We start from the raw sequence: 15874 nt of genomic DNA, 5'->3' as shown, positions 1-15874 counted from the left end.
CGGGGTGGCGACCACCCGGGGGCATCGCGCCCGCGCACCGATCACCAGGAGAGACGCGCATGAACGACAGGACCATGCTCGCCGCCGCACTCGCGGAGGCCCGCGCCGGTCTCGCCGAGGGCGGCATCCCCATCGGCGCGGCCCTCTACGCCGCGGACGGCACGCTCCTCGGCCGGGGCCACAACCGCCGTGTCCAGGACGGAGATCCGTCCACGCACGCGGAGACCGCCGCCTTCCGCGCGGCCGGCCGGCAGCGTTCGTACCGCGGCACGACCATGGTCACCACGCTCTCACCCTGCTGGTACTGCAGCGGCTTGATCCGCCAGTTCGGCATCTCCCGGCTGGTCATCGGCGAGGCCGCCACCTTCCACGGCGGCCACGACTGGCTGGCCGAGCACGGCGTCCAGGTCGTACTGCTCGACGACCCCGAATGCACCGCCCTGATGCGAGAGTTCATCCGCGACCACCCCGACCTCTGGAACGAGGACATCGGTACCGAATAGCGTTCGAAATTCCTCATCCCCCTCCAACACAGCGTGTATATCCTGGTGTTGACGATGTGACAGTTCGGGTAGGCGTCGGCACCGGGGGTGCTGTGGACGGAGAACTGTACGGATGCGAGGCGATCTTCGGCAACGACGGACTTGCGGCGCGTCTGACAGGTCTCGCCCCTACGGCTCCGCCAGGACCGCGTACGAGGACCGCGACGATCCGCCCGTCGTCGTGCTGACCGGCGGGCGCGGCATGGGCAAGACCGCGGTGCTCAAGCAGTTACGGCATCTGTACCGGGAGATCACCCCGGTCGCCCTGGCCGACTGCGAGGCCGTCACTCCGCCCGAGGATCCCGGCCCCGGCTGGACGCCTGTCGTCGTTGTCCTGCCCGATCTCGTCGCCCAGTTCGCGACCCGGGTGCGGGCCGCGTCCTCGGTGCAGTGGCCGCGGGTGAAGGCGTCGCTGCGGGTGTCGGGGGCCAGCGGCTGGATCTGTCTGGACAACCACGGCAACCCGTACAACAAGGCGGTGCCGGTGGTGGAACTGGCGCCCGGGGCCGACTTCCAGCGGTTCCTGGCGATCGCCTGACCGGAGGGGAAGCCCCCGGCTCAGAACTGCTTGCCGCCGTCCTCCGCACCGTAGCTCTCACGCAGCTCCCGCCATCGGGTCAGGGTCCACCGTGACCAGTCGACGGGGTGCCCGTCCAGGGCGTCCACCAGGTACTCGAAGTGGTTGTGCCAGCCCGCGAGGCAGTCCAGCCGCAGCGCGTCGTCGCCGTGGAACTCGTTGCTGAAGCGCAGGAGCACGTGGTCGCCGCGCGGCGGCTCCAGGTGGAAGCGGATCCGGCCGTGCACCCCTTCGAGGGTGTACTCGGCGACGCGCTCGACGTCCCAGGCGGTGACGGTGCCGGAGGCGACCGTGGCGTTCCCGTCCGGGTCGGTGTTGAGCCAGCGCAGTGTGATCGCCCCGCCGATGCGTGGCTCGAACGGGTCGGCGGCGGCGAGCCAGCCCCGCAGCCCCTCGGAACTGGCAACGGCTGCCCACACCCGTGGGACGGGGTGGGGCAGCCGGAGCGTGAACCGCAGGAGGTGGTGGTCACCGTGGGTCTCGGCGGTACCACGTTCGATCACGGGGAGTGCGTCGGTCATGGTTCCAGCGTGGCCCGGTGGGGCGCGTTCCGCACCCGTACGCGGGAACGGTCAGACGCCGGCGTAGGAGTGCTTGCCGGTGACGAAGATGTTCACGCCGTAGTAGTTGAAGAGCCAGCAGCCGAACGCGATCAGCGCCAGGTAGGCGGCCTTGCGGCCCTTCCAGCCCGCGGTGGCGCGGGCGTGCAGGTAGCAGGCGTACGCGACCCAGGTGATGAAGGACCAGACCTCCTTGGGGTCCCAGCCCCAGTAGCGGCCCCAGGCGTCGCCCGCCCAGATCGCGCCCGCGATGATCGTGAACGTCCAGAGCGGGAAGACGGCGGCGTTGATGCGGTACGAGAACTTGTCGAGGGTCGCCGCGGCGGGCAGCCGGGACAGCACGGAGTGGGCGAAGGCGCCGGGCTCGGTGCCGTTCGCCAGCTTGCTCTCGTAGCTGTCGCGGAACAGGTAGAGCAACGTGGCGACCGCGCCGATGTAGAAGACGGCGCCGCAGATGATGGCGGTGGAGACGTGGATCCACAACCAGTACGAGTGCAGTGCGGGCACCAGCTGGTCGCTGGAGGTGTACAGCACGGTGGTCGCGATGCCGAGATCCAGCAGGACGGTGGTGACCAGCAGCAGGCCCATCCAGCGGACGTTCTTCTTCAGCGCCATCAGGATCAGGTACGCGGCAACGGCCACCGTGGAGAAGGTGATCGAGAACTCGTACATGTTGCCCCAGGGGGCACGCTGCACGGACATCGCGCGGGCGATGACACCGCCGGCCTGGACGAGGAAGGCGACGACGGTCAGGGAGACCGCGATCCGCCCGTACAGGTCACCCTTGAACGTGCCCCCGGCGGCGCCGGGGCCGTCCGGGACGTCCCGCGAGCCGGCGGCGGACCTCGTGATGATCTTCGGCCGGTCCAGTACGGCAGTGGCGCCGCCCTTCTGCGCGACCTGGACCTGGATCTTCGCCGAGGCGGCAGCCCCGTCCCCGGTCAGCGCGGCAGCGGTGCGGCCGACCTTGCTGCGGCTGCCGAACACCCACTCCGCGATGTGCGCGAAGAAGGCCAGGGTGTAGACGGCCATCGACGAATAGATCAGCACATTGCTGGTGTGTGCCAGATTCTCGTTGGTTGCGGCGGCGAGATTCACTTCTCAGCCCCTTCGGAAAGTGCTTCGACGGATGCGTCGTCCGGCGCTGTGGGCGCCGCGGCCACGCCTGATTCTTCGGCCACATCTGGTTCACCGGACGCATCCGGTGCTTCGGGCGCGTCCGGCGCCGTGGGTGCCAGGTCGTTGAGCGTGACCGCGAGGTCGGCCAGCTCCTCGGGAAGCTTCGCGGACTCGCTGCGGCCCAGCCCCGCCATCTCCACGACGGTGACGCCGTCCGCTCCCCGTACGGCCCGGACCCAGACCCGGCGCCGCTGGATGAACAGCGAGCCGGCCAGACCGGCGATGGCCCCGATGGCTCCGGTGAGCGCCCAGCCGCTGGCGGGCTGCTGCGAGACCTGGAAGCTGGCCCACTGCTCGATGCCTTCGAAGGTGATCGATCCGGCGCCGTCCGGCAGCTTCATCGTCTCGCCGGGCAGCAGCCGCTGCTTCAGCTTGTCGCCCTTGCTGTCCTTGAACGCCTCCATCTTCGAGGTGTTCAGCTGGTACACGTTCTGCGGCAGTCCGGAGTCGACACCGAGGCTGCCGTGGTACCCGTTGAGGGCCAGTACCGGGAAGTCCGCGGCCGGGAACTGGGAGAACATCGTCCCCTTGCCGTTGCCCGCGAACGTCGGCACGAAGAACGCCTGGAAACCCAGCTGATCCCTCTTGCCGGTCCCGTCCTTGTAGCCGTCCATCACCTTGATCGCACCGGTCGAGGTGACATTCGAGTCGATCGGCAGCAGCGGCACGGCGGCCTTGTAGACCTCCTTGCCCCTGCCGTCCTTGACGGAGACGACCGGGGCGTAGCCGTGCCCGATCAGATAGACCTTGGAGCCGTCGACCACCAGCGGCTCGTTGACCTTGATGACCGCCTTCTTCGGCTTGCCGTACGCACCCTCGGAGTACGTGATGTGGGCCTCGTACTTGCGGGGCGTGCCGATCTGCGGGCCGTTGCGCTCGTACGTGCCGACGAATTTGTCGAGGGTGAAGCTGAACGGGGCGAGCGAGTCGGTGTCGTACAGCGAACCGGACTTGAAGTCGTCGTACTGCGTCAGCGTGTTGGAGAAGCCGTCGCCCTGGACGATCAGCTTGCCGCCCTCGGACTTGAAGAGCTGCCCGGTGGCGAAGGCCACCAGCATGACGATCAGCGCGATGTGGAACACAAGGTTCCCGGCCTCGCGCAGATAGCCCTTCTCCGCAGCGACCGCATCGCCGTCCACGTGCGCCCGGAAGCGCCGCTTGCGCATCATCGCGAGCGCGGCCTCGCGGACCTGCTCGGGTTCGGCGTCGGTGCGCCACGTCGTGTAGGCGGGCAGTCGGGTCAGCCTCTTGGGGGCGCCCGGCGGCCGGCTGCGCAGCTGGCCGACGAACTGGCCGGTGCGCGGCACGATGCAGCCGATGAGGGAGATGAACAGCAGGATGTAGATCGCGGAGAACCACACCGAGCTGTAGACGTCGAAGAACTGGAGCTTCTCGTAGATCGGCGTGACGGTGGTGTGGGCTTCCTTGAAGGTCTGCACCTTCAACTCGTCCACGCTGTTCTGCGGGATCAGCGAACCGGGGATGGCCCCGAGCGAGAGCAGGAAGAGCAGGATCAGCGCGACCCGCATCGAGGTGAGCTGGCGCCAGAACCAGCGCGCCCAGCCGATGACGCCCATGGCGGGCAGCGTGGCCAGGGCCTCTTCGCGCGGGGCGGTGGAGAGCTGCGAGCCGGCCGCGCCGAGCTCGGCCGCGTTCTCCCGCTCCTGCCGGCTCTCGCGCTCACGCTCGTTCGCGCGCTCTTCGGCCGCGTTGGTCTTGGTGTTGCTCATGGAACTCAGATCCCCACCGTGAAGCCGTCGGACCAGCCCTGCAATTCCTGCATCATGCTGCTCCACACACCGGTCAGCAGGAGCAGTCCGGTCGCGATCATCATGACGCCGCCGATCCGCATGACCCATGCGTAGTGGCGCTTGACCCAGCCGAACGCGCCGAGCGCCTTGCGGAAGGCGACCGCGGCGAGCACGAAGGGCACACCGAGCCCGAGACAGTAGGCGATGGTCAGTATCGCCCCGCGTCCGGCGGTGCCCTGGTCCATCGCGAGGATGCTCACCGAGCTGAGCGTCGGGCCGAGGCACGGGGTCCAGCCGATCCCGAAGAGGGCGCCCAGCAGCGGTGCGCCCGCCAGCCCGGTCACCGGCCTCCTGTGGATACGGAATTCGCGCTGGGTCATCCACGGCATCAGGCCCATGAAGAAGATCCCCATCAGGATCATCAGCACACCGAGGACCTTGGAGAGCGTGGTGCTGTGCTCCTGGAGCGTCTGGCCGAAGAAGCCGAAGAGCGCGCCGCCGGAGACGAACACGGCGGTGAAGCCGAGCACGAAGAGCGAGGCTCCCGCGACCATGCGCCCCCGTCTGGCCTGCGCCAGATCGGTGCCGCTGACGCCGGTGACGTACGAGAGATAGCCGGGCACGAGAGGCAGGACGCACGGCGAGAAGAACGAGACGAGCCCGCCGAGTACGGCAATGGGCAGGGCGACGAACAGCGCCCCGTTCATCACGGTCTCGTTCTGCCCCGGAAGTGCGGCGAGGGTGAGCACGGAATCACTTCTCCGCGATCAGCGGGTCGATCATCTTGTGGAGCTTGACGTCGTCGAGGGCGACGAGGGTGCGGGCCGCGATCTTCCCGTCCCGGTCGATGACCACGGTCGAAGGAATGGCCTGCGGGTTCAGCGTGCCCTTGGGGAAGCGCAGGATGAGCTTCCCGATCGGATCGAAGAAGCTCGGGTAGGTGATGCTGTTGTCCTTCTCGAAGTTCACCGCCGGGCCCTTCTCGGCGTCCCGGGTGTTGATCCCGATGAACTGGACACCCTGGCTCGCGGTCTCCTTCGACACCTTCGCGAAGTGCTTGGCCTCCAGCCGGCAGGGGCCGCACCACGAGCCCCATACGTTCAGCACGACGACCTTGCCCTTGTAGTCGGCGACGTCGAGGGGCTTGCCGTCCAGTGTCGTTCCGTCGAGCTTCGGCGCTTCCTGGCGGTCCGCCCTGGCCATGGTGGAGATTCCGCCACTGCCCGTGACGAAGTGCGAATTGCCGCCACCACCGGCCTTGTTGCCGTCGCCGCCGCAGGCGGTCAGGGTCAGCGCCAGTGCGGCGGCCGCTGCGGGGGCGGCGAGCAGGGTGAAGCGGCGTCGGGGTGCGCGGCCAGAGCTCATGTGAAAAGTTTCGCATGGCTGTTTCGGGGATCTTGCGCACCCCCCTCGGTGCCCGTAAAGCCCGTTGTCAGGCCCGTTTAAAGAAGGACTTCCAGCCACCGTCGGGCGACTGGCCGACCTCCAGCGTACGGAGCTTCGCGAGCACGGCCGGATCCTGGACGTCGAGCCAGTCGACGAACTGCCGGAAGGAGACGAGCCGCACATCCGGCTTCCCCGCGATCCTTTTGATGGTCTCCTCGGCCGCATCCATATAGATGCCGCCGTTCCACTCCTCGAAGTGGTTGCCGATGTAGAAGGGTGCGCGATTCGACCCGTACGCACGGTTGAACGCGGCGAGGTACGACTGAGTGGCCTGGGTGCGCCATTCCGGATAGCGCGACGGCATTCCCCGGGTGGTGTTCTGTGACTGGTTCGCGAGGATGTTGTAGTCCATCGACAGCACTTCGAAGGTGTGCCCGGGGAACGGCATGCCCTGTAGCGGAAGATCCCATATGCCCTGGCGCTTCGTGGGCCAGATCTGGGTGCCGCCGGGCGAGCTCGCGTCGTAGCGCCAGCCCAGTCGGCGCGCGGTGGGCAGCAGATTGTTCTGACCGAGCAGACAGGGGGTGCGGCCGCCGACGAGTTCCTTGCGGTAGTCGAAGGGCAGCGGGTCGAGATCGGTCCAGCCGGTGTTGGTGCGCCATTCGGTGACGAAGGAGACGGCCTGATCGATTTCGCTCCGCCACTGATCGGCCGTCCAGTTGGCGACCGATCCGGACCCGGCACAGAAGTGCCCGTTGAAGTGCGTGCCGATCTCATGGCCTTCGAGCCAGGCCCGACGGACGTTCTTCAGCGTCTCCCTTATGTGACCGTCGCTGAGATAGCCGATGTCGGAGGCGCCGATTTCGTTGTTCGGTGGCCGGTACCGGAATTTCTTCGACTCGGGCAGCAGATAGAGCCCGGAGAGGAAGAAGGTCATCGCCGCGTCGTGCTCCTTGGCGAGTTCGAGAAAACGCGGAAAGAGCCCTGTGCCGAGCTCACCCGCCCCGTCCCAGGAAAAGATCACGAACTGCGGCGGGGTCTGTCCGGGTTCGAGCGGGACCGGCGCGGAAGGCTGGTGCGGCTGCTTCCCGGTGTCCGCGGTGGAACCGTCACCGATCTCCCCGGCGTCCTCCTCCTCGCCGCCGCCCCTGGCTTTCCCGTCCGCTCCCGTGTCCGCCCTGCCAGGGCCTGGCCGCCCCGTTGTGGAGCGGTCCGACGAGCCGCAGCCCGCCACCCCGATTGCAGCTGCAGCCCCAAGTCCCGCTCCGAGCAAACTCCTTCGGCTGATGTCGCGCATGGCGTCCCCATCTGCGGTCGTTCTGACTCAAGTCCATACAAACTGGCGAAGGCTTAGATGAACGAAACAACACGACGGTTCCGCCGATTATCACAAGTTTCTTTGCATGACCAGACCCCGCTCTTGACCTGTCCTTGTTCCTGACCCGAACGCACCACGGGCCCCGGCCGACACATCGGCAGGGGCCCGTGCGGGTCGAGAAGTCCCGGCTACGCGCCGAACGCCTTGGACTTCCCCTTCGCCGGCTTCGCGCCAGCCAGCAGGTGCGCAGGAACCAGATCGCGGGCCGGCTCGGTGTAGCCGACCGAGACGATCTTGTCGCCCTGATACGTGAAGCTGGTCAGCGAGGCCAGCGTGCACTGCCGCTTGCGCGGGTCGTGCCAGAGCCGCCGTCGCTCGACGAAGCTCCGGACGATCCAGATCGGCAGCTGGTGGCTGACGCAGACCGCCTCGTGCCCGCGGGCCGCGTCGCGCGCGGCGTCGAGGGCGCCCATCATCCGTACGACCTGCTCGATGTACGGCTCGCCCCAGGACGGGCGGAAGGGGTTGGTGAGGTGCTTCCAGTTGTCCGGCTTGCGCAGCGCACCGTCGCCGACCCCGAAGGTCTTGCCCTCGAAGACATTGGCCGCCTCGATCAGCCGCTCGTCGGTGCCCAGGTCCACGCCGTGCGACTTGGCGATCGGCGCCGCCGTCTCCTGGGCGCGCTCCAGCGGGGAGGCGACGACATGGGTGATGTCGCGCTTCTCCAGGTGCTCGGCCACCCGGTCGGCCATCTGCCGGCCGAGCTCGGAGAGGTGGTAGCCGGGACGGCGTCCGTAGAGCACGCCCTCGGGGTTGTGCACCTCCCCGTGCCGCATCAGATGGACGACCGTGATGTCCTTGCGCGCAGTGTCTGCGGAGCTGGTACTGCTGGTCTCGCTCATGCGGTGGCCTCCGAGGCGGCGCGGGCAGCGGCGGGCAGGGCGGCGGCGATCCGCTCGACGGCCTGCGTGTCGTGGGCGGTGGAGACGAACCAGGACTCGAACGCGGACGGGGGCAGATAGACGCCCTGCGACAGCATCGAGTGGAAGAAGGCGGTGAAGCGGAAAGCTTCCTGCTTCTTGGCGTCCTCGTAGTTGCGCACCGGCTGGTCCGTGAAGAACACGGAGAACATGTTGCTCGCCGCGGACACCGTGTGCGCGACGCCCTCCTTGGTGAACGCCTCGCTCACCAGGGACCGGATCTCCGCGGAGACCGCGTCGACCCTCGCGTACGCCGCGTCGTCGAGCAGCCGCAGCTGGGCGAGACCGGCGGCGGTGGCGATCGGGTTTCCGGAGAGGGTGCCCGCCTGGTAGACGGGGCCGACCGGGGCGAGGTGCGCCATCACGTCGGCACGCCCGCCGAAGGCCGCGGCCGGGAAGCCCCCGCCCATGACCTTGCCGAAGGTCATCAGGTCGGGCCGCACGCCGTCGATGCCGAACCAGCCGGCCCGCGAGGTACGGAATCCGGTCATGACCTCGTCGGAGATGTACAGCGCACCGCCCTCGGCGCAGAGCTCCTTGAGCCCGGCGTTGAAACCGTCCAGCGGCGGCACCACACCCATGTTGCCGGGCGAGGCCTCGGTGATCACACAGGCGATCTCACCCGGGTGCGCGGCGAACGCGGCCCGCACGGCTTCCAGGTCGTTGTACGGCAGCACGATCGTGTCGCCGGCCTGCGCGCCGGTGACGCCCGGGGTGTCCGGCAGACCGAAGGTCGCGACCCCGGACCCGGCGGCGGCAAGCAGCGCGTCGACGTGCCCGTGGTAGCAGCCGGCGAACTTCACGACCTTCGCCCGACCGGTGAACCCGCGGGCCAGCCGGATCGCGGACATGGTCGCCTCGGTGCCGGAGGACACCAGCCGCACCTGCTCCACGGGCTCGATCCGGGCCACGATCTCCTCGGCGAGCGCGACCTCGCCCTCGCCGGGCGTACCGAACGAGGTGCCGCGGGCGACAGCCTCCTGGACTGCGGCGATGACCTCGGGGCGGGAGTGGCCGAGGATCATCGGCCCCCACGAGCACACGAGGTCGACGTACTCACGGCCGTCGGCATCGGTGAGGTACGGACCGGTACCGGACACCATGAAGCGGGGCGTACCGCCCACGGCCCGGAAGGCACGTACGGGAGAGTTCACGCCACCGGGCGTCACGAGGGACGCGCGGTCGAAAAGCGTCTGCGAAACTGGGGCTTCGTATGAATACGGCACTTTGGTCCTGATCTGCGATTCGGAAGGTCGGGGGGCCGGGCCGGAAATCCGGCCGCCAATGAGCAGGAAGCGTGATCTCCTCGTATGACGAAAGGACGTCAGCCCTCTCTCGTCTGCAAAACTGGGGCGTCATAGGGAAAGCTCACACAAGCCATGGTGTCAGAGCCTCCGGCGGTCTTGCGGACAGGTGTTTCACACCACGCCCGTGGGGGAGGTCACTGGCACGAAGATCGGGTTGCGCGGCGGGGGCTGTGTCTCCTAAGTAGTAGTCGGATGGATGAGATATGCATCGCGGTGGCGAAGTGGGCGAAGGGACCGACGACCTGGGGCCCGAGCCTGCCCGCCGAGGTCGGCACAGGCGTGAGGCCGAGCGCCGGCAGGGCATTCAGGCCGGCAGTGCGCAGTCCGGAAGCGGGAGTGGTGGCCGGGTGGGGGTGACCTACAAATATTTCGGGGCCCCCGACGGGGCCACGGCCGCGCGGGTGCCCATTTCCATGCGCCCCGAGGAGCTCGGCGGCGACGAGCTGGGCATGGGCGGCATGTTCACCAAGATCAAACCGGAGACGGTGGCGGCCATGGTCCTCACCGGCATCCAGGGCATACCCCTGCACAAGGTCCCCCCGCTGGAACTGGTCGTCCTGCACCCGGACTACGCCGTGGTCAAACTCCCCATGACAGTCGTCGACCCGCTGCGCGGCGTCGGCGAGGAGTCGGTCGGCGCCGCAGCCTTCATCTGGTCCACGGTCCCGGACCGCGGCGGCCCGCGCGACGCGTTCAACGTCTACCAACTGCTGCACGAGTGGCAGGATTTCAGCCATCGTCTGCATGACGCGGGGCATCAGGCGTACTGCCTGGTCTGGCCCTGAGCCGGGGTTCCCGCACGTCCCGCACGTCCCGAGCCGGTCCCGACCCCACCCCGTGGCCCGGCTGTCACCCATGGGCTCTACGGTTCTCCCTTGTTCTGGTGCACGCCGCAGGCTGCACGTTCGGGAGGGGAACCATGATCACCAGCGCTGTAACCGCGCGTCTTGTCGCCACATTCACCGCGCCCCTGGACCGGGAGCGCGACGCCGCGTACGCCCCGTCCGTTCTGCGGTGGCCGGACCGGCGTCTGCTGATACAGCGGGGCGATGCCGAGGCGGTCGCCGTCGGACTGGACGACAGGTCCGTCCCGCGGACCCGCTTCCCGGCGCCGTGGCCGCGCCGTTTCGGTACGTTCACGGTGGCGCCGGGCGGGGATCTCGCGGTCTTCTCGGGGGTGCATGCGGTGCGCGCCGTCGATCCGGCGGGCGTGGTGCGCTGGGAGGTGCGGCACGGCTGCTGGGAGGGCGGCTGCCGCGTCCTGCACGAGTCGTACGAGGAGTACGCGGACGACAAGGCGCACCTGTACGCGGACAGCGGCTCGGCGGTGTTCTCGGCGGACGGGTCGCTCGTGTGGGCCCATGTCCGCGGCCCCGTCGCCTCGGCCGGCCCGGATCCGGAGGCGCTCGACGAGTGGCTGGTGATCGATGCCGCCGACGGGCGGGTGCTGGGCCGGGCGGACGCGGAGACCGTGGCCGCAGGCTCGGAGCACGTACCGCACCCGGATCCGGCACAGATGGGGCTGAGCGTCGGCGAGGGCCAGGACGGGGCACCGCTGCTGTGGGGGCGGTGGGACGGGGTGGAGCTCTCCGTGGAGCAGTTCGGCGAGCAGGAACGGATCCTGACGTCGGTGAGCCCCACCGGTGAGTACTTCCTGACCGTGGCCCACGACCTGGACTCGCTCGCCCTGCACCGGGTCGCGGACGGCGAGGTGGTGGCCGAACTGCATGCGGAGGACGCCGTGCCCCGTCATCCCGACGCGGATCCGGACGACTGTGACGCCGACGAGGTGATGTGGGACTACGAGTGCGGCTTCCTGGACCGGGAGACCGCGATCACCAGTACGGACCAGGAGGAGGAGTTCGGCCCGGTCCGGCACTGGCTGCTGGAGACGGCGGGAATGCGGTCTGCCGGGCAGATCGCGTACCCTTTCCCGGTCTGCGGCACGCCCACGGCGCTCGGCGACGGCACCTGGTACACGGTGTCCAGGGACGGGGATGCCCTGCACGTGTGGACTCCGGACAACCGGAGGGTGTCCGGTTGACCCCCACAACCGGCCATTCATTGGCCGAAGAATGATCTTCAGCCCGCCTGCCGGACATGCCGATGCAGCCCATACGACCCACGTGGTCGTGTGCGGGGCATCGACATCGAGGAGACCTGCCATGGGTGACACGCTGCTGGCCCTGTCCATCCCTCTGCTGGTCTTCGCCGGGGGGATCTACGCAGGGTGCGAGAACTGGTGGCGGCGCCGGCACCCGGCGCCGCCGTCGCCGTACACCCATCAGGCGGCCCGCCTCGCCGAGCGCGAGACGGCCGAGGCGGCGAAGGAGATCGTCGACGAGGCGTACGCGACGCTCGGTGCGTTCTACGGCGCCGCGGGAGCGCCGGAACCGGCCGAGCAGAGGCCGACGCCGGCGGAAACCCTCGGCGCCGCGAGCGCCCCGGGCGTCCCCGGGGTCACGCCCGGGGCGGCTGCCAGCCCGGGTCGCGGCCGGTCATACCCAGCATCCGCTCAAAGGGGCTAGCACTGTCCGGCACGGGAAAGGGTTCGCCGTACACCTTCGCCTTCCGCGCGTTCGGCGCCATGTCGGCGACACCGGGCCCCAGTTCGCGCACCACGGCCTCGTCCGGAACGAATTCCTGCCCGGTGGCGCGCGCCAGGTCCCATGCGTGCACGGTCAGATCGCCCAGCACCATCTGCGCGACGGTTCTGGCGGGGAACCCCATGGAACCCGCGGTCCCCTCGTCCGCACCCGGCGCACCCCACGCCGCCACCAGCTCGGCCGTCTCCTCGCCGAAACGGCTGCGCCAGTCGCCGGTGACCACGGTCGGCTTCGCGCCGAAGTCCGGCTCCTCCCTGGCCGCCAGGGCCTGGAAGTTGACGACCACCTGGAAGAGGTGGTCGACCAGGGCCCGCACGTCGTACTCCGTGCACGGCGTGGGGTCGCCCAGCTGGCCGTCGTCGATCCCGCGCACCACAGGAATCGCCCGCTCCGCGGCCACGTCCAGCAATTCACTGATCTTCTTCATGCTTCAACCGTGCATCCGGCAATCGCCCGCTTCCTGAAGAAACGCGGCACGGATGACTCGAACTTTTGTGCGGCATAGGATCGCGGCCATGTCAGGTCCTCGACGCGACTACCGGGGCATCGTCGACGCCCACGAACTCTTCTCGCACGTGCACTTCCGCCGACGCGAGCCCGCCCCCGGGCTGCGGACGCAGGTGGCGAACTACTGGCTGATCGACTGGGACCTGCCGGAGCCGTACATCTCGCACGTGGTGCCGCACCCTTCGGTGAACCTGGTCTTCCAGCACTACGAGAGCACCGGCGAGCCCGCCTTCGCGGAGGTCGCGGGCATCGGGCTCCAGCTCTTCAGCCAGAAACTGGAGGGCCGGGGACGGGTGTGCGGGGTGAAGTTCCGGCCGGGCGGCTTCAGGCCGTTCGCACCGGACCACCCGGTGTCGCGGTGGTCGGGCCGCCGGCTCATGGCGGACGAGGTCCTCGCCGTACCGGCGCCCGTGGCGGCCGTGCTGGACCCGTTCGAGGAGGACGCACGGGTCGCGGCGCTGGACGCGTACCTGCTGGCGCTCGTCCCGGAACCCGACCCGCAGGCCGAGCGCGTGATGGCGCTGGTCGAGCGCGTCCGCACCGACCGCACGATCCGCCGCGTCGACGAACTCGCCCGCACCGAAGGGCTGTCGGCGAGGTCGCTGCAGCGGCTCTTCGCCACCTATGTGGGCGTCGGCCCCAAGTGGGTCATCCTGCGCTACCGCATCCACGAGGCGCTGGAACGTGCGGAGACCGACCCGGAGGTGGACTGGGCCACGCTCGCGGCGGAACTCGGTTACAGCGACCAGGCGCACCTGGTCAGGGACTTCACGACGACGCTCGGAGTGCCGCCGACGGCACTCGCCGGGCGCTGATTGTCAGTGCCGCGTCCTACTGTTGGCGTATGGAGCACACTCCCCCGTCATCCGCGTCTCCCGTACGGATCGAGCCCTGGTCGGACGGCGACCTGGAGCTCCTGCGCCGGGTCAACGCGCCGGAACTGATGGATCATCTGGGCGGTCCGGAGTCGGAGGAGCAGCTCATGGTGCGCCACGGCCGCTATGTGGAGCTGAGCGCGGACCGCACGGGCCGGGGCAGGATGTTCCGGATCACCCTGACCGACGGGAGCCGGGGCGAGGCCGTGGGGACGATCGGGTTCTGGGAGCGCACCTGGCAGGGCCAGGAGGTGTACGAGACGGGGTGGGCCGTCCTCGCCGGCCACCAGGGGCGGGGCATCGCCACGGCCGCGACCAGGGCCGTCGTCGAGCAGGCGCGGGCCGAGCGCAAGCACCGCTATCTGCACGCCTACCCGTCCGTCGGCAACGGCGCGTCGAACGCGGTGTGCCGCAGGGCGGGCTTCATCCTGATCGGCGAGTGCGACTTCGAGTACCCGCCCGGCCATGTGCTGCTGACGAACGACTGGCGACTGGACCTCACTCCGGAGCTCGGTTCCGGGCCCGGCCCCGGGCTCAGTCCGAATTCCGGGCCAGAGGCTTGTTGAAGCTGAACGCGACGATGTCCAGCCGCTCCCGCAGATAGAAGCGGTGGGCATCGGTGCGATGGGTGCCCGAGTCCAGACTCAGGTCCAGGCAGCCGGCCTCCCGGGCGCGCTGCTCCAGATACCCCAGCAGCCGGCGGCCGACACCGGTGGACCGGGCGTGCTCGGCGGTGACCAGATCGTCGACGTACAGCTTGCGGATCTGGCTGGTGTTGTCGACGATCCGCCATCCGGCCGCGCCCACGCATGCGCCGTCGCCGTCGTGGACGGCGGTGAAGCGGAGCCCCTGCGGGTACCCCTTGTCGTACACCTCGCGGAAGAGGTCCTCCGTCAGATGCGGGCGGAGTTCGCGCAGCACGGGAAGAAGGTCCGTGGTCAGTCGGGGGTCGCCGGGTTCGAGGTCGGTGATCTTCATGCGGGAACTGTAGGCACTGCCCCGGGGGCTTGCGAGGGGGATCCGGCAACCATTCTCATGGCCGATGGCCCATCGACTACGAGAACCGCTTCACCGAGCGACGGGGGACCCGATGCTGCTGGCACACATCAGCGATCTGCATCTCGACGGAACGGCCCGTGCCACGGACCGCGCGAGCAGGGTGGTGAACTACCTCAACTCCCTGGTCCGGCAGCCGGACGCGGTCTGGTCACCGGCGACATCGCGGACCACAGCGCACCCGAGGAGTACGCCGAGGCGGCCCGCCTGCCGGCCACGCTGACCGCGCCCGGCGTCACCCGCGGGCCCGCCCAAAACGTTTGACGGGCGGGCCCCCTCATGGATATTTATCTGCACTGCGCAGCTTATGCGTTACGCACAAAATAACTGAAGGAGCTCACCCCGTCATGCTCACTCTCGTCACCGGAAGCCGCGGCCGTGTCGGTTCCGCACTCGTTTCGCTCCTGCACCGCGGCGGCCACGCCGTGCGCGCCGCCTCCCGTGCCCCCGCCCGGCTCGACCCGCCCGCCGGAGTACCGGCCGTGGCGTGCGATCTCGCCGATCCCGCCACCTTCGCCCCCGCGCTGGACGGCGTCGGCTCCGTCTTCCTGTACGCCGAACCGGCCGGGACCGACTCGTTCCTCACCCGGGCGGAGGCAGCCGGAGTCCGGCACATCGTGCTGCTCTCCTCCAGCTCGGTACTCGGCCCGGACGCGCAGGAGAACCCGATCGCCCGCTCCCACCACGCGGTCGAGCAGGCGCTCGCCGCCTCGCCGCTCACCACGACCTTCCTGCGCCCGGGCGCCTTCGCGACCAACGCGTACCAGTGGTCCGCGGCGGTACGGAGTCACGGCGCCGTGGACCTGCCCTACCCGCGCAGCCACACCAGCCCGATCCATGAGGCGGACATCGCCGAGGCCGCCCTCGCGGTCCTCACCGAACACCGACTGCAGGGCGCGGCGTACCACCTGACCGGTCCCGAATCGCTCACAGCCGCCGAACAGATCGGCCTGCTGGCGGCGGCCTCGGGGCGCCCCGTCACGGTCAACGCCGTGAGCCGGGCGGCCTGGAAGGAATCCGTCGCCCCGCACATCCCCGAGGAGGTCGCCGAGGGACTGCTCAGTTACTGGGCATCCACGGACGGTTCACCGGCCGAGGTGACCGGCGAGACCGAGAAACTGACCGGCCACCCGGCCCGTACGTTCGCCGCCTGGGCCGAGGAACACGCGGAAGCGTTCCGCGCCTGAGCCGGCCCACCCCCTGCTGCCCCACGCCCATGAATTCCCTGGC

General features: G+C 69.2%; 18 protein-coding genes and 1 pseudogene. 9 read left to right on the top strand and 10 right to left on the bottom strand.

Annotated elements, in window-relative coordinates; genetic code table 11:
* The first annotated feature begins 59 nt into the window (after window positions 1–59).
* Both OG395_RS30545 and OG395_RS30540 read left to right on the top strand, forming a co-directional pair.
* On the top strand, window positions 60–503 hold the full coding sequence (locus OG395_RS30545; protein WP_327245796.1) for a nucleoside deaminase: 444 nt from the start codon (window positions 60–62) through the stop codon (window positions 501–503).
* Between the two features lie 112 nt (window positions 504–615).
* The gene (locus OG395_RS30540; RefSeq protein ID WP_327249767.1) at window positions 616–1080 is read left to right on the top strand and encodes a hypothetical protein; all 465 of its coding nucleotides are present in this window, start codon (window positions 616–618) and stop codon (window positions 1078–1080) included.
* Between the two features lie 20 nt (window positions 1081–1100).
* Here the strand turns inward: OG395_RS30540 and OG395_RS30535 are convergent, their stop codons facing one another.
* From OG395_RS30535 to hemL, 8 genes are all read right to left on the bottom strand, one after another.
* A complete protein-coding gene (locus tag OG395_RS30535; protein WP_266984539.1) occupies window positions 1101–1640 on the bottom strand; it encodes an SRPBCC domain-containing protein in 540 nt (179 codons plus the stop codon).
* Window positions 1641–1691: 51 nt separating this feature from the next.
* Window positions 1692–2777: a c-type cytochrome biogenesis protein CcsB gene (gene ccsB / locus OG395_RS30530; protein ID WP_327245795.1), complete on the bottom strand. Its 1086-nt coding sequence runs from the start codon at window positions 2775–2777 to the stop codon at window positions 1692–1694.
* Window positions 2774–4588 (bottom strand): cytochrome c biogenesis protein ResB, encoded by a 1815-nt coding sequence (gene resB / locus OG395_RS30525; RefSeq protein WP_327245794.1) that lies wholly within the window; start codon window positions 4586–4588, stop codon window positions 2774–2776. Before resB ends, ccsB begins: the two co-directional genes overlap by 4 nt.
* A gap of 5 nt (window positions 4589–4593) precedes the next feature.
* The gene (locus OG395_RS30520; RefSeq protein WP_327249502.1) at window positions 4594–5316 is read right to left on the bottom strand and encodes a cytochrome c biogenesis CcdA family protein; all 723 of its coding nucleotides are present in this window, start codon (window positions 5314–5316) and stop codon (window positions 4594–4596) included.
* A gap of 46 nt (window positions 5317–5362) precedes the next feature.
* The gene (locus OG395_RS30515) at window positions 5363–5974 is read right to left on the bottom strand and encodes a TlpA family protein disulfide reductase (RefSeq protein WP_327245793.1); all 612 of its coding nucleotides are present in this window, start codon (window positions 5972–5974) and stop codon (window positions 5363–5365) included.
* A 67-nt stretch (window positions 5975–6041) separates the two neighbouring features.
* Window positions 6042–7292 (bottom strand): hypothetical protein, encoded by a 1251-nt coding sequence (locus tag OG395_RS30510; protein WP_327245792.1) that lies wholly within the window; start codon window positions 7290–7292, stop codon window positions 6042–6044.
* 209 nt (window positions 7293–7501) lie between these two features.
* Window positions 7502–8215, bottom strand: coding sequence for a histidine phosphatase family protein (locus OG395_RS30505; protein WP_327245791.1), 714 nt, complete (start codon window positions 8213–8215; stop codon window positions 7502–7504).
* Complete coding sequence (gene hemL / locus OG395_RS30500; RefSeq protein ID WP_327245790.1) at window positions 8212–9519, bottom strand: glutamate-1-semialdehyde 2,1-aminomutase; 1308 nt, start codon at window positions 9517–9519, stop codon at window positions 8212–8214. The genes OG395_RS30505 and hemL overlap by 4 nt, the downstream gene beginning before the upstream one ends.
* A gap of 284 nt (window positions 9520–9803) precedes the next feature.
* Between hemL and OG395_RS30495 the strand changes: the two genes are divergently transcribed.
* From OG395_RS30495 to OG395_RS30485, 3 genes are all read left to right on the top strand, one after another.
* On the top strand, window positions 9804–10385 hold the full coding sequence (locus OG395_RS30495) for a hypothetical protein (RefSeq protein WP_266984526.1): 582 nt from the start codon (window positions 9804–9806) through the stop codon (window positions 10383–10385).
* A 134-nt stretch (window positions 10386–10519) separates the two neighbouring features.
* Window positions 10520–11644, top strand: coding sequence for a hypothetical protein (locus OG395_RS30490; protein ID WP_327245789.1), 1125 nt, complete (start codon window positions 10520–10522; stop codon window positions 11642–11644).
* A gap of 121 nt (window positions 11645–11765) precedes the next feature.
* Entirely contained in the window at window positions 11766–12128 is a 363-nt protein-coding gene (locus OG395_RS30485) for a hypothetical protein (protein ID WP_327245788.1), read from the top strand.
* Here the strand turns inward: OG395_RS30485 and OG395_RS30480 are convergent.
* A complete protein-coding gene (locus OG395_RS30480; RefSeq protein ID WP_327245787.1) occupies window positions 12061–12633 on the bottom strand; it encodes a TIGR03086 family metal-binding protein in 573 nt (190 codons plus the stop codon). The genes OG395_RS30485 and OG395_RS30480 overlap by 68 nt on opposite strands.
* Window positions 12634–12721: 88 nt before the next feature.
* Here OG395_RS30480 and OG395_RS30475 point away from each other — a divergent pair, with 88 nt between their 5' ends.
* Together OG395_RS30475 and OG395_RS30470 are read left to right on the top strand one after the other, a co-directional pair.
* Window positions 12722–13528 (top strand): helix-turn-helix domain-containing protein, encoded by an 807-nt coding sequence (locus tag OG395_RS30475; protein WP_327245786.1) that lies wholly within the window; start codon window positions 12722–12724, stop codon window positions 13526–13528.
* Window positions 13529–13557: 29 nt separating this feature from the next.
* A complete protein-coding gene (locus OG395_RS30470; RefSeq protein ID WP_327245785.1) occupies window positions 13558–14154 on the top strand; it encodes a GNAT family N-acetyltransferase in 597 nt (198 codons plus the stop codon).
* Here OG395_RS30470 and OG395_RS30465 read toward each other — a convergent pair.
* Window positions 14123–14566 carry a GNAT family N-acetyltransferase gene (locus tag OG395_RS30465; protein WP_327245784.1) on the bottom strand — a complete coding sequence of 148 codons (444 nt, stop codon included), beginning with the start codon at window positions 14564–14566 and terminating at the stop codon, window positions 14123–14125. The genes OG395_RS30470 and OG395_RS30465 overlap by 32 nt on opposite strands.
* A gap of 112 nt (window positions 14567–14678) precedes the next feature.
* On the opposite strand from OG395_RS30465, the pseudogene OG395_RS30460 reads away from it, so the two are divergent.
* Window positions 14679–14878, top strand: a pseudogene (locus tag OG395_RS30460) (metallophosphoesterase); the annotation flags it as partial.
* A 113-nt stretch (window positions 14879–14991) separates the two neighbouring features.
* Entirely contained in the window at window positions 14992–15831 is an 840-nt protein-coding gene (locus OG395_RS30455; protein WP_327245783.1) for an SDR family oxidoreductase, read from the top strand.
* Window positions 15832–15874 lie beyond the last annotated feature (43 nt).

It is taken from the genome of Streptomyces sp. NBC_01320 (genome assembly GCF_035974375.1).
Taxonomy (GTDB): Bacteria; Actinomycetota; Actinomycetes; order Streptomycetales; family Streptomycetaceae; genus Streptomyces; species Streptomyces yanii.
Note: the sequence above shows the minus strand (reverse complement) of the source record. Positions and strands in the feature narration are given on the sequence as shown.